Source organism: Bacteroidota bacterium, from assembly GCA_037133915.1.
Classification (GTDB): Bacteria; Bacteroidota; Bacteroidia; order Bacteroidales; family CAIWKO01; genus JBAXND01.
In genome coordinates this window covers 13,862-36,295 of sequence record JBAXND010000045.1, presented here as the reverse complement: position 1 = coordinate 36,295, position 22,434 = coordinate 13,862, and the positions used below count along the sequence as shown (strand labels likewise).

19 protein-coding genes are annotated in these 22,434 nt (G+C 42.9%); 3 read left to right on the top strand and 16 right to left on the bottom strand.

Features of this window, described 5'->3' with window-relative positions; genetic code table 11:
* The 3 genes from WCM76_13275 to WCM76_13265 all read right to left on the bottom strand — a co-directional run.
* Nucleotides 1–3,250 (bottom strand): hypothetical protein (locus WCM76_13275; GenBank protein ID MEI6766598.1); only part of this gene is annotated, 3,250 nt, incomplete at its 3' end.
* A 428-nt stretch (nucleotides 3,251–3,678) separates the two neighbouring features.
* On the bottom strand, nucleotides 3,679–4,482 hold the full coding sequence (locus WCM76_13270) for a DUF2271 domain-containing protein (protein MEI6766597.1): 804 nt from the start codon (nucleotides 4,480–4,482) through the stop codon (nucleotides 3,679–3,681).
* A gap of 43 nt (nucleotides 4,483–4,525) precedes the next feature.
* Nucleotides 4,526–5,077, bottom strand: a complete 552-nt coding sequence (locus WCM76_13265; protein MEI6766596.1) for a choice-of-anchor V domain-containing protein — start codon at nucleotides 5,075–5,077, stop codon at nucleotides 4,526–4,528.
* Between the two features lie 134 nt (nucleotides 5,078–5,211).
* Here WCM76_13265 and WCM76_13260 point away from each other — a divergent pair, with 134 nt between their 5' ends.
* Complete coding sequence (locus tag WCM76_13260; GenBank protein MEI6766595.1) at nucleotides 5,212–5,904, top strand: Crp/Fnr family transcriptional regulator; 693 nt, start codon at nucleotides 5,212–5,214, stop codon at nucleotides 5,902–5,904.
* 179 nt (nucleotides 5,905–6,083) lie between these two features.
* On the opposite strand, the gene WCM76_13255 is transcribed toward WCM76_13260, so the two are convergent.
* The 13 genes from WCM76_13255 to WCM76_13195 all read right to left on the bottom strand — a co-directional run bounded on the left by WCM76_13255 (nucleotide 6,084) and on the right by WCM76_13195 (nucleotide 18,872).
* The gene (locus WCM76_13255; protein ID MEI6766594.1) at nucleotides 6,084–6,464 is read right to left on the bottom strand and encodes a hypothetical protein; all 381 of its coding nucleotides are present in this window, start codon (nucleotides 6,462–6,464) and stop codon (nucleotides 6,084–6,086) included.
* 12 nt (nucleotides 6,465–6,476) lie between these two features.
* Nucleotides 6,477–7,898, bottom strand: coding sequence for an NADH-quinone oxidoreductase subunit N (locus tag WCM76_13250; GenBank protein ID MEI6766593.1), 1,422 nt, complete (start codon nucleotides 7,896–7,898; stop codon nucleotides 6,477–6,479).
* Between the two features lie 38 nt (nucleotides 7,899–7,936).
* The gene (locus WCM76_13245; protein ID MEI6766592.1) at nucleotides 7,937–9,439 is read right to left on the bottom strand and encodes an NADH-quinone oxidoreductase subunit M; all 1,503 of its coding nucleotides are present in this window, start codon (nucleotides 9,437–9,439) and stop codon (nucleotides 7,937–7,939) included.
* 127 nt (nucleotides 9,440–9,566) lie between these two features.
* Entirely contained in the window at nucleotides 9,567–11,483 is a 1,917-nt protein-coding gene (gene nuoL, locus WCM76_13240; GenBank protein ID MEI6766591.1) for an NADH-quinone oxidoreductase subunit L, read from the bottom strand.
* A 122-nt stretch (nucleotides 11,484–11,605) separates the two neighbouring features.
* On the bottom strand, nucleotides 11,606–11,926 hold the full coding sequence (gene nuoK / locus WCM76_13235) for an NADH-quinone oxidoreductase subunit NuoK (protein ID MEI6766590.1): 321 nt from the start codon (nucleotides 11,924–11,926) through the stop codon (nucleotides 11,606–11,608).
* A gap of 25 nt (nucleotides 11,927–11,951) precedes the next feature.
* A complete protein-coding gene (locus tag WCM76_13230) occupies nucleotides 11,952–12,494 on the bottom strand; it encodes an NADH-quinone oxidoreductase subunit J (protein MEI6766589.1) in 543 nt (180 codons plus the stop codon).
* Nucleotides 12,494–12,976, bottom strand: a complete 483-nt coding sequence (locus tag WCM76_13225) for a 4Fe-4S dicluster domain-containing protein (protein MEI6766588.1) — start codon at nucleotides 12,974–12,976, stop codon at nucleotides 12,494–12,496. Before WCM76_13225 ends, WCM76_13230 begins: the two co-directional genes overlap by 1 nt.
* Before the next feature lie 65 nt (nucleotides 12,977–13,041).
* Entirely contained in the window at nucleotides 13,042–14,079 is a 1,038-nt protein-coding gene (gene nuoH, locus WCM76_13220) for an NADH-quinone oxidoreductase subunit NuoH (GenBank protein ID MEI6766587.1), read from the bottom strand.
* A 185-nt stretch (nucleotides 14,080–14,264) separates the two neighbouring features.
* A complete protein-coding gene (locus WCM76_13215; GenBank protein MEI6766586.1) occupies nucleotides 14,265–15,383 on the bottom strand; it encodes an NADH-quinone oxidoreductase subunit D in 1,119 nt (372 codons plus the stop codon).
* Between the two features lie 3 nt (nucleotides 15,384–15,386).
* Nucleotides 15,387–15,845 (bottom strand): NADH-quinone oxidoreductase subunit C, encoded by a 459-nt coding sequence (locus WCM76_13210; protein ID MEI6766585.1) that lies wholly within the window; start codon nucleotides 15,843–15,845, stop codon nucleotides 15,387–15,389.
* A 32-nt stretch (nucleotides 15,846–15,877) separates the two neighbouring features.
* Nucleotides 15,878–16,432 carry an NADH-quinone oxidoreductase subunit B gene (locus tag WCM76_13205; GenBank protein MEI6766584.1) on the bottom strand — a complete coding sequence of 185 codons (555 nt, stop codon included), beginning with the start codon at nucleotides 16,430–16,432 and terminating at the stop codon, nucleotides 15,878–15,880.
* Complete coding sequence (locus WCM76_13200) at nucleotides 16,423–16,773, bottom strand: NADH-quinone oxidoreductase subunit A (protein ID MEI6766583.1); 351 nt, start codon at nucleotides 16,771–16,773, stop codon at nucleotides 16,423–16,425. Before WCM76_13200 ends, WCM76_13205 begins: the two co-directional genes overlap by 10 nt.
* Before the next feature lie 737 nt (nucleotides 16,774–17,510).
* A complete protein-coding gene (locus tag WCM76_13195) occupies nucleotides 17,511–18,872 on the bottom strand; it encodes a hypothetical protein (protein ID MEI6766582.1) in 1,362 nt (453 codons plus the stop codon).
* A gap of 799 nt (nucleotides 18,873–19,671) precedes the next feature.
* Between WCM76_13195 and WCM76_13190 the strand changes: the two genes are divergently transcribed.
* Both WCM76_13190 and WCM76_13185 read left to right on the top strand, forming a co-directional pair.
* Entirely contained in the window at nucleotides 19,672–21,903 is a 2,232-nt protein-coding gene (locus WCM76_13190) for a PAS domain S-box protein (GenBank protein MEI6766581.1), read from the top strand.
* A gap of 78 nt (nucleotides 21,904–21,981) precedes the next feature.
* Nucleotides 21,982–22,419 carry a response regulator gene (locus WCM76_13185; GenBank protein MEI6766580.1) on the top strand — a complete coding sequence of 146 codons (438 nt, stop codon included), beginning with the start codon at nucleotides 21,982–21,984 and terminating at the stop codon, nucleotides 22,417–22,419.
* The last annotated feature ends 15 nt before the right edge of the window (nucleotides 22,420–22,434 follow it).

The window sequence follows — 22,434 nt, the reverse complement described above, 5'->3', positions numbered from 1 at the left end:
GGCAGGAAGCCGTTGCAACATTTATAGTGACCGTTTGACCCGCCAAATTAAATGAATTGGCGTCAAACACTACATCATCATTCTGCCCCGGAACCTGATTACATGCACTGCCTCCGCTGCTGAATGACCATTTTGTCCCTTCGCCCCAGTTTCCTGTCCTGCCTATCCAGTAGAACGTATTGACGGGATTTACAGTCATAGTGATCGTATTTGAAGTTGCCGGGTTATTTCCAATCCCACCAATACTGGATGTAAGCACACAGGTAACCGTATTGCCATTTGTAAGAGTGCTCGTAGAGAATGTGGGTGCATTGGTACCTGCATCTACACCGTTTACCTTCCACTGGTAAGAAGGCGTTGCGCCTTCGTTTACCACATCCGCCTGAAAAATTGCCGTCGTTCCCGAAACGATTGTTGATGACGGAGAAACACTGATACTTATTGCGGACATGGTTGAGTCAACAAAGAACCAGCCTTTGTTTCCACCCTGATCAGTACTGTGTGAACCGGCAAAAAAATGTGCTCCGCCCGACGCCCAGTTGTCTTTAATTCTGATATAATCACATGCAACAGTTCCTGCTGTTTTTTGGAAATACGCGGGGCTTCCTGCCGAAGATGACTGTATATCTACTGTAAGACCACTGGCGCCCTGAGCGATAAACTTATTGGTGATAGTCTGGAAATACCCTGCCTGGAAGGTATAAATGCCGCCTTTCATCAATTCAAGAGCTCCATACGTGTTTGAACCGTTGATGGTCGAATTTGCATTGAGCTTAATATAGTTGAAGGTATTATTACCGCTGATAGTGGCTGTGCCGGTGCAAATGAGTGAGTCAATGGCATTTGTTCCTGAGATGGTGGAAGTGCCACCGATGGTTGTTTTATAGTGTGTTGTATTGGTTCCGGTAATGGTCATGTTATAGGAAGCGGTAAACGCGGTCTGAAACTCGTTGATTCCGGAAACGTATCCGTTCCCCAGGAATTTCAGGCTTCGGAAAGTTCCTTTGTAGTTGCTGTAATTGTAGAGGTAGCTTGTATAACTGGAGTTATAGCTTGTAAATTCTACATTGTAGAAAGAGAATGGCCCGTTGGCAGCATTGATATTAAAATACGGGTAATAACTGTAGGAGAATCGTATGGTGGATGTTCCGGCATCCAGAGTCATATTGGTAAGGGATATATCAAAGGTATTGCATGAAGAAGTGTTGTTATTAATTTCGAAAATAGAAGAACCCAGATATAATGCTCTTGCAGAAGAAACGTTTGAAGAATAACCCGGAATGAGTAGGTTTTTATTATTGGTTCTGAATGTTCCGTTGTTTTGGTAGAGGTAATATGAAAATGTTTGTTGAATATTGAAGTTATCCTGCAGCGTCCATTCACCACCAATTCCGTTGAGGTAGACATTGTTCTGGAATATTTTTCCGCCCGTAGTAATATTATTGCCGGTAGTTGTTGCCTCAAAATACACCGGACCGGTGAAAGAGTAGGTCATTCCTGAGATGAGTTTCAGTGAGCCGTATATTTTCAGTGCATTTGTGGTCGCTGTTGTGTTGAATGTGGGTGTTCCTGTAGCGCCTGTCCAGTCCATGCTTTTGCAGGTAGCTGCCGCTACGTCTATGGTCACGATTCTTCCTGCCGTTGTGAATGAATTTGCGTCAAAGAATACATTACTCAAAGGTCCGGGAATACATCCGCCTGCTGAAGGGCCTCCGCTTGTGAGCGACCAGTGATTTCCGTCGCTCCAGCTGCCGCTGCTGCTTCCACCATAGGCAACCCAGTAGTAGTCGTTTGTAACTGGTGTGGGAGCATTGATGGTCCATCCTGTGTTTCCACCCAGATTATAAGTGTTATTGGCTGTAAATGTTGCGCCTCCTGTTGCAGTTATGTCTTGCAGGTACGCATAATCAATAATCGCGCTGCCGGAAGCTTTACTTATGGTGGCAGGTGCTCCGGTAGAATTCGATTTCAATGTGAATTCCCCTCCGCAGCTGCCGCTTGCAGATAGTGCCGTGTTAATAGTCTGTATATATCCCGCCTGAAGTGTATATGTTGCACCCTTTGACAAGCCTAAGGTTCCGTAAGTATTTGAACCGTTTATTGTGGCAAAGGCCTTAAAAATAATATAGTTGAAGGTATTGTTACCGCTGATAGTGGCTGTGCCGGTGCAAATGAGTGAGTCAATGGCATTTGTTCCTGAGATGGTGGAAGTGCCACCGATGGTTGTTTTATAGTGTGTTGTATTGGTTCCGGTAATGGTCATGTTATAGGAAGCGGTAAACGCGGTCTGAAACTCGTTGATTCCGGAAACGTATCCGTTCCCCAGGAATTTCAGGCTTCGGAAAGTTCCTTTGTAGTTGCTGTAATTGTAGAGGTAGCTTGTATAACTGGAGTTATAGCTTGTAAATTCTACATTGTAGAAAGAGAATGGCCCGTTGGCAGCATTGATATTAAAATACGGGTAATAACTGTAGGAGAATCGTATGGTGGATGTTCCGGCATCCAGAGTCATATTGGTAAGGGATATATCAAAGGTATTGCATGAAGAAGTGTTGTTATTAATTTCGAAAATAGAAGAACCCAGATATAATGCTCTTGCAGAAGAAACGTTTGAAGAATAACCCGGAATGAGTAGGTTTTTATTATTGGTTCTGAATGTTCCGTTGTTTTGGTAGAGGTAATATGAAAATGTTTGTTGAATATTGAAGTTATCCTGCAGCGTCCATTCACCACCAATTCCGTTGAGGTAGACATTGTTCTGGAATATTTTTCCGCCCGTAGTAATATTATTGCCGGTAGTTGTTGCCTCAAAATACACCGGACCGGTGAAAGAGTAGGTCATTCCTGAGATGAGTTTCAGGGAGCCGTAAATTTTCAGTGTGTTTGTAGTCGCACTGGTTGCCAGCGTGGGTGTGCCAGTAGCGCCTGTCCAGTCCATGCTTTTGCATGAAGCCGTGGCAACGTTAATTGTTACAACGCGTCCTGCCGATATAAATGAATTTGCATCAAAGAATACATTATCCGCGGAGCCCGGTATTGAGCTGCCACCTGTTCCTCCACTCGTGGTTGACCAGTGCACGGCATCACTCCAGTTCCCACTACTGGAACCACCGCTTGCTACCCAGTAATAATCTGTAGCAAAAGCTCTGAGTGTGGTTATTGCGAATATAAAAGCAGAGATGAGAAAAATGCGGAAAGCCGGTTTGCATATCCGTTCCCGTAACAACTCAGTAAGTCGTTTTGTTATCATAATATTCTATATTAAAATGCCTAGTAAAGGTAGGTAACTTTAAAATATTTAACATTTTATAAGGCAGTTAATTTACTAACAATTTCTGCCATTTTGTTCATTATTCTTGAACCTTTAAGTAAGTACACTGGCTTTATTATAACTTACTATGAATACGGCAATAAAGCTAAAAAGTTGCAGGTTGATAAAATTTTAATGGTTTAAAATTGGGTGTTTGTACAATATTTTCGAATGAATATGGGCAATAATTGTCAAGAATGAGTAAGAAATATCAGGATATTCGATACTGAATTATCCGTAATTGGGAATAAAAAAAAACGGCTGCCCGTAGTTCTCTGGCATGCCGTTAAATGATTTATGATGAACTCACAATTAATATTGTATAACCGTGAGGTAATAGACCGTAGTTAGAGTGAGTGCAACGAAAATTATCGCGAGAAAATTACTTTTTTCACACTTGTTGTATTTCCTGCGGTTACTTTTATAAAATAAATTCCTTTTGCTGTTTGATTGCCTTTGCTGTCAGTGGCATCCCAGTTAAAGGAGTGAGTTCCTTCAGAGAGCATCTCATCAGAAAGGGTTTTTACCAGTTTGCCTTCAAAATCGTAAACCGATGCATTTACGCGCTGCATGTCGCTTAAATTAAACGTTAAGGTAAGCATATCGGTAAAAGGGTTCGGGAAACAGCTTAATGATGCGCCCGGTTTTATTGTTTCTGTGCTGCTGCTGATGGGTGTCCAGTTTAGTGTCATATTGGTGAAGTTGCCACTATTAGCAAAGGTCTGATTAACAATGGGTGTCGGACTTTTTGTAAAGGTGATGCTTGCCGTGGCACCGTTGGAGTTACGATCGGCCATTTGCATCCATATTTTATAAGTGCCATCAGGTACAACAACCGCAGAAACATTGGTGGCATTCCAGGTAATGGACATGGTTCCGTGACTATTGAGTGTGGCACCGGTCACTGCATCTACAACATTTTGACCTGACTTTGTAATCCAGGTATTCAAATATTGTACACGTGCTTGGGCATATCTCATTTTTGTTTTAATGAAAGTGCCGGAGTTGTTCTCCACCCAAATTGCAAGGACATGTGAGCCTGTATAACCACCCGATGGTTCAGTAGTAGTAACTGAAAAGGTAAGTGTGCCGGCTGTTTGAGCGTGTGATTTGGATGTTGTAATCGCCATGCAAATAATTGCAGCAAAGGCAAACAATAGATTTTTTTTCATAATGGAATAAGCTTAAAATATGGTTTGGGTAGATTCTGAATTATCAGACTGCTTCTTTTATTTCAAGTTTTGAGGTGTAAATTAACTCGGGTTTTCCGCCAATAAGGAAGCATCCGTAAAATGTAACTTTTCCCGTTCCTGCAGCAGGCGCTGTCCATTTAAACGTCCATGTTTTGGATCCTTTTCCTTCGGTGCCAAGGTCTTTGTGGCAAATGTATTTGCCTTTGTTTGTAAGTTTGGTTTCCGTTGTATTTATGGGTACCATGGTTCCAAGTAATTTGCCTGTCGAATTTTGCGGCGAAACCTGAAATCCGAATTTTTTTGCTGTAGCAGCTCCGGTAACTTTTGCAGTGATAGTATAAACCTGACCTGCAGTATAGCCGGCAACCGGAATAGTAGAAGTAATCAGGCCTGCTTTAAAAGAAGCAGTACCTTTATGACACTCGGGTTTGGCGCAGGTGCCTTTGTCAGCCGGTGAGCCGGTACACGCTTCAGGTGAGCCTGCATTGTAGGAATAACTTGTAAAGGTAATAGCGCTTGCAGCAATTATCAAAGCTGCAGTCAACGAAAGAACAACTAAACCAAGGGTTTTCATAAGTCTGATATTTTTAAGTGAGCAAATTTAGTAATTATATAACGCGATAACCATACCTAAATTGAGAATTATATGAAATAACTAAATGATTTTTGTCAATTTGTTGTATTTTTACATCCCTAAATCCAAAACATATGCTGGAAATATTAGAAACATGCAATTGCGAAACGTGTACTGATCGTTGCTATTTCTTTAAAAACCTAAACAAAGCCGAATATGACAGGCTGCATCTGGATAAGAAAACCTACAAGTACACCAAGGGCGAAGTAATTGTAAAAAGTGGCGCCGAAAATCCTTTCCTGTTATTACTTACAGAGGGATATTGCAAACTCGTTATTGAAAGTAATTTCAGTAATAGCTTTATTATTGAGGTTGTGAAATCTGCGGGTTTGATAAATATGAATTTTTTGGCGAATCATTTTCATGCACCCATGTCGGTGATTGCTCTTAGCGATGTGCGTATTTGTGCCTTTGAAATTAACGGTGTGATTGAGGCATTGAAGACTAATTCACTTTTTGGATTTGATATGCTCCAATATACCAATATTAACGGTAAAAAGAGGTTCGAACGCCTTGCCAGTATTGCGCTCAAGCAAACACGCGGTAAGCTCGCCGATACAATCCTTTATCTGTCCGAGACCTTTGACAGTATGCATATCGACAGTCTTTTCTCCCGCAAGGATCTTGCCGAGTTATCAAATCTTTCTACCGAGAATACTATCCGTACTTTAAAGCAATTCGAAGAAGAAGGAATAATACGCAGCGACAAGCGTGCTCTTGATATTCTTGATATGGATTTGCTGCACCGTGCCAGCAACATGGGTTAGAATACAGGTAATAGGTAATAAGTTGCCTATAATCTGATATGTTGTTTTAAAAGAAATACAGGAATTTTCCTGGTGGTTATAAAGAAAAAGCCATTCCTTACGGAACGGCTTTTTTGTTTACTTTACCAGTTCAGGAATAGTTTTTTTTCTTTTACCTGTTACCTGTTACCTGTTACCTGTTACCTGATAGTATCCGTAATGGTATAAGTTTGCCTCGGGTCGCCTGTTTCTACTTCGCGGGCACGCCAATAACGCGGATCGCAAATACGCGATTGCTCTAACCAGAATGCGGGAGTTACTTTGTAACCATCTTTCGTCTTGAGTGCGCGTTCATAAATTGCAATTACCGGATTGAACAAAACATCGGCTACTCCTATGGTGTAGGTGAGTGGCTGATTTTCGCCGGCAGATTTATTGGCAATTACTTTCACCGTGTACTTATTGAATTCGAGCAGGTCTTTAAGAAATTCAACCCTTGCTGATGTTGCATCCGACTCTACAATGGTGCAGCGTACACCTTCAATTTCGGCTATCGTATGTTTGGATTTTATAGTTGGCATTGGGTTGTAATTTTAGTTACCAAATGTGTATAAACGTATGTATTCCCAGATGGGGCTTGCGAAACCAATCGCTGCCATACCAACAAGGCATAAGATTAATCCGATTCTTGTTGCGGCATCTGATTTAAATTTAGCGATAGGGTTATCGTTTTTATTGATGAACATTGCCTTTATCACGAGTAAATAGTAATACAATGAGATGATGGCGTTGAGAACGGCTATCAGAACTAAGATATAAAAGCCTTGTTCCGCTGCAGCGGTGAACAGGAAGAACTTCCCGAAAAATCCGGCCAAAGGCGGAATTCCGGCAAGGGAGAACAGCGCTAACATCATGGTAAGGCTTAGATTTGGATTGGTAAGATACAAGCCGTCGTAATCATCCATATTTTCTTTGCCGGTAGCATTCGAGATGGATGAAACTACCGTAAAGGCTGCAAGATTTGAAACGATGTAAACAAGTATGTAATAAACCACAGATGTCATGCCGAGCTTATTGCCGCCAATGATACCAAGCAACAGAAATCCGGCCTGCGAAATAGAGGAGAAAGCGAGGAAGCGTTTCAGGTTCTTCTGGCGCATAGCAAACAGATTACCGATGGTCATGGTAAGTACTGCGAGTACCCAGATCATATCCTGCCACATTGAAATTAACGGGCGAAAAACAGTAAAAAGGATAATCATAAAAATAAATGCAGCGGCGCCTTTTGAAATTACCGAAAGATAGGATGTGACGCTGATGGGTGCACCTTCGTAAACATCGGCAGTCCATAAATGGAAGGGAACAACGGATATTTTAAAGAACATACCGGCAGAGAAAAAGATGAATGCAAGAACATGCAGGGGTTCGGTTCCTATCTTTGTCATTACTTCTGCAAAGTAGATAGAACCTGTGGTTCCGTAAATCATTGAAATACCATATAACATGATGCCCGACGACAAAGCTGATGAAAGCAGCAGTTTGATACCCGCTTCAGCAGAGCGTGCTTTGTAAAAATCATAAGCAGCAAGCGAGGCAACAGGAATAGTTGCCAGTTCGAGACCTATGTAGAACATCAGAAAATCGCCTGATGATATCATAAAGTTCATCCCGATAAGGGTTGACATCAATAAGATGTAGAACTCGCCCACTTTATTGCTGTTCTCTTCGAATTTGAGCCATTTGTGCGCTTGCAGCAGGATAATGAATACACCGATATTCAGGAAATTCTTAACCAATATCTGCAGGTCGCTCGTTACGTACATTCCGCCGAAAATAGAACCTGTGGTTGCAGGAAGAAATCCGGCAATGGTTACCAGCAGAAACACAATCACCGCAAACGGCCTGAGGCCTGCCTTGTTCTTGGGCGCCGTAAGCAGTTCTGCCAACAGCATCAGCATTGCCGCAGCGGTGAGCAGCAATTCGTGCCTCATTATCAGGAAACTTTCAATATTCATAGAGCCTATATTGCTAAAAAAATTATTATTCCGGTCAGTTAAAATATAGTGATAGCGGCAATTTTATCAATAATGGGTTGCAGGCTGTTGCCAATCATGTTCGATAACCAAAGCGGTGCAATACCAATAGCAAACAAAACAATAGTAAGTGTACCTGCACTTAAACGCTCAAACCATTTTGCATCCTTGAGTTGCAGGTGCTCTTTGTTGGTCATAGGTCCGAAGACCATCATGCCGACAACACGCAGAATATACACGGCCGTAATTACAATGGATGTTACTGCGATGATGGTGCACACACGGTGGAACAAATCAGGATTCTGGAATGAACCCACGAATATGTGCGATTCTGCAACAAATCCACTCAGTCCGGGAAGTCCTAATGAAGCGAGACCGCCAATAACATATACGACTCCCAGGAATGGCATCACCTTCATGATACCGCTCATCTGGTCAATCATACGGGTATGGGTTCTTCCGTAAATCATCCCGATAAGGGCGAAGAATAAAGCACACATGATACCGTGTGATATCATCTGCAGTACAGCGCCGTCCATGGATGTTCTGTTCATCATCAGCACGCCAAAAAGTACCAGACCGCAATGACTGACGGATGAATATGCGTTGATATACTTCAGGTCTTTCTGGAAAACCGCGCCGAATGCGCCGTACACAACACTGATGGTTGTCAGAATCAAAAATATCCATCCAAGTTCTCTGGCTCCTTCGGGCATGAGGAACATTGCTACTCTGAAGCATCCGTATCCGCCGAGTTTCATAAGTACGCCTGCATGCAGCATGGATACTGCGGTAGGAGCGGAGGCATGACCGTCGGGCGACCATGTGTGGAAGGGGAACAACGCGCCCAGTACACCAAAACCAAGAAATGTAAGCGGGAAGAAAAAGCGTTGGGCTTCAATGGGAATATGAACCTTAGAAATTTCAAGTATATTAAATGTAAGCGCACCGCCACCGGCATTTGAATTGAAATAAATTCCGAGTATGCCAACGAGTAATAGTGCAGAACCACCCATCAGCATCAGTGTGAGCTTCATGGCTGAGTACTCTTTCGGACCGCTGCCCCAGAGACCGATAAGCAGGTACATCGGGATAACCGCCAATTCATAAAACAAGAACTGGGTGAATAAATCAATGGAGATGAAGAAACCGTATACTCCACTCGATAACAGAATCAGTGAAACGAAAAATTCTTTCGACAGGGTTTCTACTTCCCACGATGCGAATATACCGGTGAAGATAACGATAGATGTCAGTGCCATCATGGCAACAGAGATTCCATCAACACCAATCGCATAATGAATGTTCAGCGATTCGAACCAGGTGCGGTCAAACGTAAACAGCATCTCGGCTGTGTTACCTGCTCTGCGTTCGGCAAGATACATCAACACGAGTATCCCCGTGAGAATAAGCTGTATGGACATGCCTGCCGCCGAAACCACACGCACCCCTTTATTGCTCTTTGTCAGCAATATTCCAAATATCGTAAGGATAGGAACAAGTACAAAAACTGAAAGATTCATATTAATAATTTTAAATGTTGAATTTTAAATTTTAAATTGAAAACAAACTATAATCTTTTAATCTAAAATTTATAATTTACTTTTTTCTTTTAATCTAAAATTTAAAATTTATAATTTATAATTTCTTTTACTTCCACAAATAAATGAACACAAGCACCAGCATCAGTACGCCCGAAATAAAAATAAAGCCGTATTTCTGCAACTGTCCCGACTGCAATCCTTTGATTGAATTCGATGTTTTAACAGTAGTCCACGCAATGCCGTTCATGGTGCCGTCAATCACATGCCTGTCGAACCACGCAATAGGCTGGCAAACACGTTTAAAGATGATGCTTTTGGTGATGAATAAGTACAGTTCGTCAATATAGAATTTGTTGTAAGTCCAGCGATAAAAGAATTTAAATGAAGTGCGCAGGCGTTCTGCAAGATTGTTTTCTTTGCGGTACATAATCATGGCTATGAAGATGCCTGCCAATCCAACGAATATACTGAGTGATGCCACGGGCAGCCATTCTATTTCCGTTTCAAACGGTTTCAGGTCGGAAGAAACAAACTGGCTGAATGGAATATAACCTGCAAATATGGATGCCAATGCAAGGAAAATCAGCGGGAAGGTCATCAGCCATCCTGCTTCGTGCGGTTTGTGATGATAGTCGGGCTCTTTATTCCAGAATACGCGGAAATACAAACGGAACATATAAAAAGCGGTAAGGCCGGCTACAAATAACTGTGTCCAGAAAATGATAGGGTTGTGATGATATGCAGCCGTCAGAATTTCATCTTTGCTGAAGAACGCCGACAGTCCGGGGATGCCTGCAATGGTGAGACATGCTATTAAAAAAGTGATGTGTGTGATGGGTAAGTATTTGCGAAGACCGCCCATATCTTTCATAGAATTGCTGTGTACCGCGTGGATGATTGCTCCGGCGCCCAGGAATAACAAAGCTTTGAACATGGCGTGTGTGAACAGGTGGAACATGGAAGCCATATAACCCAGTCCTTCGTGTCCGCCGTAACCCGAAACGCCCAGTCCAACCATCATATAACCAATCTGCGACATGGTAGAGTAGGCGAGTACACGTTTGATATCGTGCTGGGTACATGCAATAACGGCAGCAAACAGTGAAGAGAAACATCCGACATAACCTACAAACTCAAGTCCTGCAGGCGCTGAGATGGCGTACACCGGGAACATACGTGCCACCATATACACACCGGCAACAACCATGGTAGCAGCGTGAATGAGCGCAGAAACCGGCGTTGGACCTTCCATAGCATCGGGCAGCCAGATGTGCAGCGGGAACATGGCTGATTTTCCCATGCCGCCCATGAACACAAATAATAATGACCATGTCATGGTGCTTAATCCCATAAAGGCGATACCGCCGCCTTGGAGAATAGCAGAACCATTAGGGTCAGTCAGGCTGATAAAATCAAATGTTCCTGTGTTGAAGGACAGAATAAGTATACCGATGAGGAACCCAAGGTCGGCGAAGCGGGTAACGATGAATGCTTTTTTACCTGCGGCTACAGCCGAAGGCTTTTCATAATAGAAACTGATGAGCAGGTACGATGAAACACCCACGAGTTCCCAGAAAATGTACATCTGGAAAATATTGGTGGCTACTACCAGACCGAGCATTGAAAAACTGAATAACGAAAGGAATGCGAAGAAACGCTCAAAGCCTTTTTCGCCCTTCATATATCCGAGGCTGTAGATGTGCACCATCAATGATACGGTGGTGATTACCACCAGCATCATCACGGAAATGGGATCGAGCAGCACGCCCATGTCGATGTGCAGCTTATCGGTGAACTGCACCCAAAGGGTGTTGTAGGCCAGTATTTTTTGAAACTCGCCTGCCACTTTGCCGAAATTGAAGAAATACTGGTAGGCAGTGTAAACCGAAAGAATAAACGAAGTGAGCATCCCGGCGGTTCCGAGATATCCCGCAAATCGTTTGATCTTGTATCCTATGAGACCGTTAACGGCAAACAGCGCCAGCGGTATCAGTACTATCAGAACGGTATAGGAAAAATTCATATCTTAGAATTAATAATGAATAATTAATAATTATTAATTGTGTTTTCTCTATTTAAAATCTCAAAAAAATAAACCAATTTTTTATTTCCTTTAAGCTTTAAGCTTTCGCCTTTCAGCTATTTTTAGTATTTCATTTTATCAACATTCTCCACGTCGATGTTGGTAAAGCGTCTGTAAATATTGAGTATGATGGCGATGGCAACAGCTGCTTCTGATGCTGCAACGGCAATAATGAATATGGAGAAAAAATGCCCCTGAAGCTGATCGGGAAACAGGTAACGGTTGAATACCACAAAATTTATGTTTACCGAATTCAGTATCAGTTCAACTGACATCAGCATGGTGATAAGGTTTTTGCGGGTAAGAAAGCCATACACACCAATAAAGAACATGATGGTGCTGACGATCAGAAAATACTGCAACGGGATTCCTGTTTGTAACATATCGCGTAATATTAATGGTCGAATACTAATTTAACTTGTCCTGTGAATTACTTCCTTCTGGCTTTTTCTTTGCAATCACAACCGCGGCTATCATGGCTGCCAGCAGCAAGATACTGATTACCTCAAACGGAAGCACAAATCCGCCGTCGCCATAATTGAGCAGGTCGCGGCCTATCATATGCATGTCGAGTTCTTTTGCGGCAACTTTATCGGCTGAGAACGTAAACTGCAGAATGGTCGAGATGCACAGAATCATTCCGGCAACAGCCGCCACAGCCGAAAATATCGCTTTTGAAAATCCGATAGGTTCAAACTTCTGACTGATGTGGCTCGTAAGCAAAATAGAGAAAATGATTAATACCACAATGCCGCCTGCATAGAGCGTAAGCTGCACTGCCGCGAGGAACTGATAATGAAGCATGAAATACAATCCGGCTGTAGACAGTAAAACAATCAGCAGGAAGGTTGCTGCACGCAGTATCCTGCGGCTTGTTACCGTCAGGACCGAAAAGATAATGATCATGGCGGAGAAAAAATAGAACATGAATTGTGTGCCGGTAATTTCCATTATTCAACTCCTTTCATTAATGTTGATCCTTCTTTATTTAAGATTTTATTCAGTGCCGAACGGCTGAAGGTGGCCTGTTCAAAATTCTGCCCCCATGCCAGTGCTTTCGACGGGCAGGTGTTCACGCAAAGTGCGCAGAATGTGCACATGCCCAGATGGTACACGTATTTATCAAGTGCCCGTTTCTTTTTGCCCTCTTCGTTGATGTTCATAACCGAAATCACTTCAATGGTACCGTTGGGGCAGTTCATTTCACATATGCCGCAGGCAGTACATTTATGTTCATTGTTCTCGTTGTGCGGCATCAGCAGCTCACCCTTGTACGAATCAAACATCTTCAGCTTTTTCCTGTTCTCAGGATAACGCTGAGTAACAATTCGCCAGGGGGCAAGAAAGAAGTTCTTCCCGGTCACTTTCATGCCCGTAAGCAGCGACCAAATCCCCGAGAACATTCCTGTAAAATAGTTTATAAAACCTTTCATATCTGATAATTAGTAATTAATAATTAGTAATTAATAATTATTAATTGTTCATTGTTAATTGTTATTTATAAAACCCATCCCATCAGCACCAGAAACGCCATCAGCAATACATTGAACAGGTTGATGGGCAGCAGGTATTTCCATTCGAGGTTCAGAAGCTGGTCGATTCTTAAGCGCGGGAAGGTCCATTTTACCCACATCATGATAAACATGACCACACCTGCTTTTCCGAAGAACCAGATAATAGGCGGAATGAGTGCCATAAAGTGATTGAACCCATCGGGCATAAAACCGAGATGCAGCGGCTGCCATCCACCCCAGAAGATGGTTGCGGCGATAGCTGAAATGATGAACATATTGATCCACTCTACCAGCATGAAGAAAGCGAACTTAATTCCCGAGTATTCAACATGGAACCCGGCTGTAAGTTCCGATTCGGCTTCTGCAAAGTCGAACGGACCGCGGTTACATTCGGCCGTACCTGCTATCATAAATATAATGAAGGCGATTACTGTGGCGATGTGACCCTGAAATATAAACCATGTGTCTTTCTGTAAAGCAATGATTTCGCTGAATTGCATCGTTCCGGCAAGGATTACCACGGTAACCAGTGAAAGACCGATGGAAAGTTCGTAGCTGATAATCTGAGCGCCGCTTCTCATAGCGCCAATGAGAGAATATTTGTTGTTGCTCGACCATCCCGCAAGGAGAATACCGATAACACCGATGGATGAAACCGCCATTACGTAAAATACACCTATGTTGAAATCGAGTGCATGCAGACCTTTGGCGAAAGGAATTGCGGCAAGCGTCATGAACGTGGCAATGATAACGATAAAAGGCGCCAGGTTGAACAGAAATTTATCCGCGTTCTTTATCGGGATGAGCTCCTTGAGCAGCAGCTTGATAAGGTCGGCAATGGTTTGTATGATGCCGAAGGGTCCGGTACGGTTCGGTCCGAGCCTGTTCTGGAAGAAACCGGCGATTCGGCGTTCAAGCCAGATGAGCAGTAAACCCAGCAGAGCATAAAACACCAGAAATATTACCCCGATGATTGTCATTTCCACAAGATTGGCCCAGAAAGGCTGCAAATTATCGTACATGAACTTGTCTATGTACTGTGTGAATGACGTGAAGTCGTAAATATCAAAAGCCATAACTGAACTTTTTTAAATAATTTTTAATTTTATATTATAAATTTTAAATTGAAAAAAACAAATAATCTAATTAGTAAAGGAATCAAACAGAAAGAAATTAAAAATCTAAAATTTATAATTTATAATTGTTTCTACCGGTCAATGTCCGGAATAATAAGGTCAAGCGAACCGCCAATGGCCACCAGGTCGGCAATCTTTCCTTCGCGTGCCAGATGGTCGATAACAAAAAGGTTGCTCAGGTTGGGTGAACGGAATTTTACCCTCGACGGATATTTCTCGCCTTTACTTTCAATAAAAACACCCAGTTCGCCACGGGCAGTTTCAATTCTGTGATAGTATTCTCCTTCGGGCAGCTTAATAATTGGTTTCATTTTGGCTTTGAAATCGCCTGCAGGAATATTATCAATAAGCTGTTCGATGATGGACATAGATTCGTGCATCTCGTCCATTCGTACTTTATAGCGTGCAAAGGTGTCGCCTTCGGTATATAATATTTCTTTGAAGTTTACGCGGTCGTAAGCGGCATATGGTTCTTTTTTGCGAACGTCGCATACCACGCCCGAACCTCTGGCGGTGGGGCCGGTGGCACCCATGTTTATAGCTGCATCTTTCGCCATGATCCCGACGCCTTTTGTGCGGTTCTGCATAATGATGTTACCGGTAAGCAGGTCGTCGTATTCTTTAATCATTTTACGGAAATGCTTGATAAAAGCTTTCACGTCTTTCTGGAAATCGGGATGGATATCGTTGAGGAAACCGCCGGGAGTATTGTAGCTTTGCAGGAAGCGACCGCCGGTCGATTTTTCCCAGATGTCAAGAATCATTTCGCGGTCGCGCAAGCCGTAGAAGAAAGTTGTGAGCGCGCCTAAATCCATGCCGAAGCATGCCCACCAGAGCTGATGCGAATTGATGCGGGTAAGTTCGTCTAATATGGTACGTATCACCACTACGCGGTCGGGAACTTCAATGCCGAGACCTTTTTCAACACAGGCGCAAAAAGCATGATTGTTCATGTGAGCCGAAACGTAATCCATACGGTCGGTAAGATGTACGATTTGCTGGTAGGTGAGTTTCTCGCACATTTTTTCAATGCCGCGGTGGATATATCCGCAATGCGGTTCAACCCGCTTTACCATTTCACCTTTCAGTGCCACCACAAGCCTCAGTACGCCGTGTGTCGACGGATGCTGGGGGCCCATGTTGATGGTATATTCCTGTTCTTCCAGGCTGTTGACTTTTACTTCGTCCATGGCTTAACGTTCAATAATGTTAATTTCATCCACATAATCTTTACGCAGCGGGTGTCCCACCCATGTTTCCTCCAGAAAGAGGCGGCGCAGGTCGGGATGATTGCGGAATGTAACACCAAACAGGTCGTATACTTCGCGCTCAAGGCATTCGGCAGCCAGAAAAACACTTGTAATAGATTCTATCACGGGGTTCTCGCGGCTCGATGCTTTGGTTTTGAGTACAATTTTATGACGCAGCGTGGTCGATTCCAGATGGTATATTACTCCGAGGCTGTCGCCGTAATCCATCCCGGTAAGGCACATCAGGAAATCAAAAGCGGTGTCGGGCGACTCTTTAAGTCCCCTGGCCAGTTCAGCGATTTTATTTGGAGCTACCGTAGCTTCCAGAAATTGCCCGCCTTCCTTCAATTCCGCTTTGGGAATGATGGAGATGACTTTCGCTTTCAGTTCTTCGTTATTCATATAAATAATATGTAGGATGAAAAATTGCGGTTCTACAAATTGTCGTGTGTTCTCATTTGCTTTGAGCGGATGGTTTCTGTTTTAAGCTTACGCTGAAGCTGCAGAAAACCATACAGCAGTGCTTCGGGCCGGGGAGGACATCCGGGAACGTACACATCTACCGGAATGACGTGCTCTACACCACGTACCACATGGTACGAATTGTAATAGAACGGTCCGCCGGAAATGGCACAGGCACCCATGGCAATGACGTACTTAGGCTCCGACATCTGGTCGTAGAGGCGTTTCAGTACGGGAGCCATTTTGTTTACAATAGTTCCTGCCACCACAATTACGTCGGCCTGACGGGGGCTTGCGCGGTACACTTCCATGCCAAAGCGGCTGAAGTCGTGTCGTGCAGCGCCGGCGGCCATCATTTCTATACCGCAGCAGCTTGTGGCAAAGGTGAGTGGCCAGATAGAATTCTGACGTCCCCAGTTAAAGAGTGCATCCACCGTGGTGAAGATGATATTGCCACCCGATTGTTTGTAAAGTTCCAGAGCTTCGTTGTCCCTGAAATCTTTATTTTTCATTGGTTTTATTCCCATACCAGCGCGTGTTTTTTCCAGGCGTAAGCCAATCCAAGAATCAGAATAAAAAAGAAGATACAGATCTCCACAAAAGCTACCATTCCCAGTTCTCTCATTACTACTGCCCAGGGAAATACAAATACGATTTCCACATCAAACACCAGAAAAAGAATGGCAAAAAGGTAATAGCCTATGTTGAACTGCAGCCAGGTAAGTCCCTTGGTGGGGATACCGCATTCATAAGGCTCCGACTTCTGCGGGTTGACCGAACGGGGGGCGAAGATCGATGCGAAAACGATGGCTACGCCTACAAGAAAAGCCCCGACAATAAAGAACAGTATTAAAGATTCTCCGCTCATATTATGTTGTTCAGGTTAGTTGCTACGTTGTTTTTATACCAATGCGGTCAATTCACAGAATTTGCTGAAAAGCCCGTTATTACTGATAAAGAACACAATTGTTAATCAGATAACAATAATCAATGTTTTGTTGGACTGCGAAATTATAGATTTTATTATATCCTGAAAGTTTTTAATCCTTTTTTTTTTCAACGACGGTTGATAACGTTCGTAACACGCTAATAATAAGTCGTGAGTCAAAAGTTCATAAAGTCATAAAGTTTGTAAAGTCCATAAAGTCAAAAGTCCATAAAGTCAAAAGTCTGTAAAGTCAAAAGTCTGTAAAGTCAAAAGTCCATAAAGTCAAAAGTCTGTAAAGTCAAAAGTCCATAAAGTCAAGAGTCTGTAAAGTCAAAAGTCTGTAAAGTCAAAAAGAAGACAGAAGTCAGAAGACAGGAGATAGAAGATAAACGCCCCTCTTGAGAGGTATTGGGTAAATATTCATTAATATCTTTGACAGATGCAAAATTGGAAATTACCGTGTGATAATTGAAAATGACCGAGCCGGAATTGAAAGTGACCGGGCAATAAATGACAATGACCGAGCCGGAATTGAAAGTGACCGGGCAATAATTGACAATGACCGGACCATAATTGGGAATGACCGGATCATAATTGACAATGACCGAGGCATAATTGGAAATGTCCACGTAAAACCGGAGAATGACCAAACCGCCTTGATGGTTTATTTTAAGACATTAAAGTCTGATACCAAGTTCAACCTCAAACCAGGGCAAGCTGTCGTATAGTTTATAACCATAGTGAGTTTTTTGTAACAAGAACACCGGCGTGAAATTGAACCTTGCTGCCAAACGCCCTATTTGGGGATCTGCCTTGTATGATAAAATCGGGTAGGGAACAATTACCCTGTCATATTTCGAGGGTTCAAGCCATTTCACAATCCCCGCGCCTAGGCCGAAACGCCGGTAGTAGCTGATTATATCCGCCTTTAATACCAAATTTGTTGTTAAAAAGGTGAGACCGCTGCCAATTCCCAAATCAATAGATGAATGAGCACCTGTCGGAAATATCCTCTTATAACCCAGCGTGAAACCTACAAAAGTACCGCCGGCAAGGCTGAAGATAATAATGTTGTTGCGTCTAATTATAGTATTCACCGAATCTCCGACTTCTGCTTTATTGACTTTTGGTATGTGGTTCCGATGACTGAAAGCGGTTGCTGAAAGCGGGCAGGTGAGCTGTACCTGCACATCATGAACAGTAAGCCGCGCGGCATTGAGAGCAGAAGGACTGATAAAACCGGAGTACCTTACTTTGTTAACGAACGTTTCTATTATATTTTGATTGCCGACTTTCGCTAAATATTCGTGATTGGTAATATGGTAACCTGCCAGAGCAATATCCATCCTTATGGAAATTCTGATTGGTCCGGCAAACATATTTATTCCCGGTGTAAGCATCAGCAACCCTGTGTAGGATTCGTCGCGAAAGGATTTATCTATTGAAGGCCAACCGCCGCAATCTCCCAGACTCAGTTTATTCAGGCTATATCCAAACCTCACTTTTAATCCGATTTCAGGGAAAACAGCACCTTTCCGCTCCCAATTTCTGATGACAGACCTTCCGGAATAATATTCAAACTGATAGTTTTTTGAAATAAGGGATTCATAACTGTAAGTACCATCGTAAAAAACCGATTCTTTTTCTGTATTAAATGAGAATGAAATGCTCTGTTTATAAAGTCCTTTGCTTGAATATCCGAATTCAAAAAATGGTGAAACGCGACGTGCCGCCATAAATCCATTCAGGTAGGTATGTGTTCCGCTGTCAACCGGAATGTGGTATGCAAAATTATAATTCCGATGATAATAGGCCCATGGAATAGTCTTTACCTGAAAACCTGCACCAATATAAAATTTGCCTTCATAAGCGAAACCTGACGCGGTTTTGTCTGCAGGCAGATGGATAAAACACGACTGTTTCTTATTCTTAACCGAATCGTCGGGCGCCAAATTTGGTTTCCCCAAAGACAATACCTGGGTAGGAACTGCGCTGCAAAATAGAACCAGAAGCATCCATCGAAAGGCGTTTTTCTTCATCAGTATATAATTCAGCAGTAAATATATAAAAAATTAATAAGGAATTAAAACACACCAATAAATTTCATCCGGTTGCGGCGCATGGTACACCATAATTAATTATTGCCCCTATCCCTAAATCCTCCCGATGAATCGGGACAGGCTTTTCCCCGCAACGGTGAAAGGGACTTAATTTTTCACCTTTCCGTTGCGGCGCATGACAACTTATTTCAATTAATTAATATTATCCGTGCGCCGCCTGATTTACGTGTTATCTTTATTTCTAGAAATATTATATCCCTGACGGGAAAATTACAAATAACGGAATCAATTAATCATTTTAATAACGGTAACCTTCATCAGTGATAGACATCTTCTGACTCCTGCCTTCTGTCTTTTAGCTTTCACCGTTTAGCCTTTGCCTTTATTTTTCGACTCACGACTCATTGTAAAAACCAGGTCAAAAGACCTACGCCGGACACAACAAAAGACCCTTGCTTCCCCCTCCGTTCTGAACATACTTTTACTGCCGAAGTACTATTATATATATCGCGCAATACAAAATGACCATCAGATGTCAATTCAGTGGGGGTAAAACACCGCAAAACAGGAAAACCATTTTAAATACTTAGTTTTAATTGATATCAGAATGCAAAAATAGTACGATTATTTAGCAATCTATTTTGTAACGAAATAAAAAACAATGATTTAGGCTTTACTTTTATTAACAATGGGTGTTTGATTAGTTCGGCAGAAATGAATGAAAGAGCCTCAAAAAATGATTATTATTGTTTTTTATTATTGACGTAAACACAACACAATGAGGGGTGCAAATATTTTAGTTGTTGAGGACGAAAAGCTGCTGGCGCTTTCCATGAAATCTTTTCTGGAACATTATGATTACATGGTTGCCGGAATCGTTGCCGAAGGGAAAAAGGCCGTTGAGCAGGCAGCCATTCTTCAGCCCGATTTAATCCTGATGGATATCCGTCTCGACGGTCCCATGAGCGGCATCGAGGCTGCTGCGAAAATCAGGCAGTTCGACGATGTTCCTATCATCTTTACCACGGCATTCATCAGCGATGAGCTGCTTGATGAAGCCAAAGCCATTGAAGCTACCGGTTACATGATTAAGCCGTTGAACTTTGATGAGCTCAAGGCCAATATCGATATTGCCCTGTATAATTATAACATCGAGAAGGAATTAAAAAAGCAGCAATCGTTCATCACTGCCTGGTTTGAAGCTACTCCCGACGGGGCCGTTATTGCAGACATCCACGGAAGCGTGCGTAACTGCAACAAGTCATTCAGCCGCTTTTTCCGCATCGACCGCAAGGCCATCATCGGCAATAATCTGGTTGATTATATTAAAGATATTGAGCTTACACGCTATCTGCCCGGCTTTGATAATGAGCAGAGCCAGCTTAAAAATCATAAATATACCATCTCCTGGCCCGACGGCGAAAATATTTTTCTGGAGATAAACTCCGAAGTGGTAGCCGATGCCGATGGCAAACCACTGCTGTGCCTGTTTTCTTTTCACGATGTTACCGATGCATATAAGGCAGAAGAAATTATCAAGCGGCGTGAGCAGGAGTTCCGCCTGCTGGTTGAAAAGAATCCCGATATAATTCTCCGCATCGACAAACAGGGACGTATCATTTATGCGAATCCATCGGTAGAGCTGTATTTTGGCCGTACTCCCGATTCGCTTACGCATGAAAACATTATGGTGCTTTCACCCAGTGCACGTGCCCGTGTATTGTGGGAACGTTTGCTTACACCGGCTTTCAATGATGGTAAGGAAGATGAGATTTACTTCAACTATACCACCAATATTGGTAAGCGATACCTGTATTCCAGAATATTGCCTGAGCGTGATGCGCACGGTGAAGTGGTGAGTGCCATTATTATTTCGCGCGATATGACCGACTTCCGTAAGGCTGAAGACGGTTTGCTGCGTCTGAAAATTGCTTTTGAACAATCCATTGACGGCATTGGGATTACCGATATGCGGGGCAATATCAGCTTTGTGAATAAAGCCTGGGCAGAGATGTACAACTACCATCCCGACGAGCTGAAAGGGCAGCATCTCAACATTTTTTTCGAGCCCGTTTACTACGAAAATGCGGTAAAGCCGTTCATCAGGCAGGCGCTTGATAATGGTGCCAACGAAGGCGAAATAGATTATCGTAAAAAAACCGGCGAAATACTTACCATCTGGATGACCAGTACGCTTATTCGCGATGAGCTGGGCATTTCTGTCGGGTATATCATCATTACACGCGACATCAGCGAACGCAAGGCTGCCGAGCGCCGCATGGCTCAGATTAATGTTGAACTCGAGAAAATGGTTGCCGAACGTACCGCCGAACTTTCCATGTATGCCAAGGAACTGGAAGCATTCAGCTATTCCGTTTCTCACGACTTAAGAGCCCCGCTGCGCGGTATTGAAGGATTCAGTAATGCGTTGCTGGAAGACTATTCGGAGAAACTGGGCGAAGAAGGTACGGCTTATATGAAACGAATTTCGGCAGGGGCCAAACGCATGTCGCAGCTCATTGACGATTTGCTGAACCTGTCTGTAATTGCGCGTAAAGACATGGCTTTTGAAGAAGTGGATTTAACAGAGATAGCTGAAAAGGTTGCCGAAAATTTACAGATACTTGACAAAGAACGCACGGTGGAAGTTGTAATCGCCAGGAATCTGATTACAAGCGGTGACCGCCGTTTGCTGCAAATAGCATTTGAAAACCTGATGGGAAATGCGTGGAAGTTCACGGCAAGTGCCAGAGTTCCGAGAATTGAAGTAGGCAAAGCCGTGTTCAACGAACATACCTGTTTCTTTATCAGTGATAACGGCGTAGGCTTTGATATGACTTATGCCGATAAGCTGTTCAAGCCATTTCAGCGGCTGCACAGCGCTATTGAATTTCCGGGAACGGGAATAGGACTTGCTATTGTGAACAGAATAATAAGCAAACACAATGGGCATATATGGGCCGATTCTAAACCCGGGCAGGGAACGACGTTTTATTTTAAATTGAAATAAGAGGGTTGGGTGTTTTGTTTGCACTTTTGAAAAGCATGAATAGGCCGGATGGCTTGACAAACTAAAAAACAATGTATTATGGACGAAAAAATTATTCTGATTGTAGAAGACAATGCCGATGATAAGGAACTGATATTACGGGCATTCAGAAAGTGTTCCATAAAAGCTAAACCTGTTGTGGCACACGACGGAGTGGAAGCACTGGACTACATGCACTGCACCGGTTTGTTTGCCGGTAAGGATGAGTATGAAATGCCATCGTTGATTATCCTTGATCTTAAACTGCCCAAAGTTGATGGTAAGGAAGTGCTTACGGCCATTCGGGCACATCCTAAATTTAAATATATTCCGGTAGTGATACTGTCATCATCAAGCGAAAAGAATGATGTAAATGAATGCTTCCTGCTGGGCGCAAACAGTTACATCAAAAAACCCATTGACTTCAGAGCATTTATGGAGATTGTTGCACTGCTTGTTAAATATTGGCTTGATTACAATGAACTGCCCCGATTGTAAATAGCAAATCTCGAT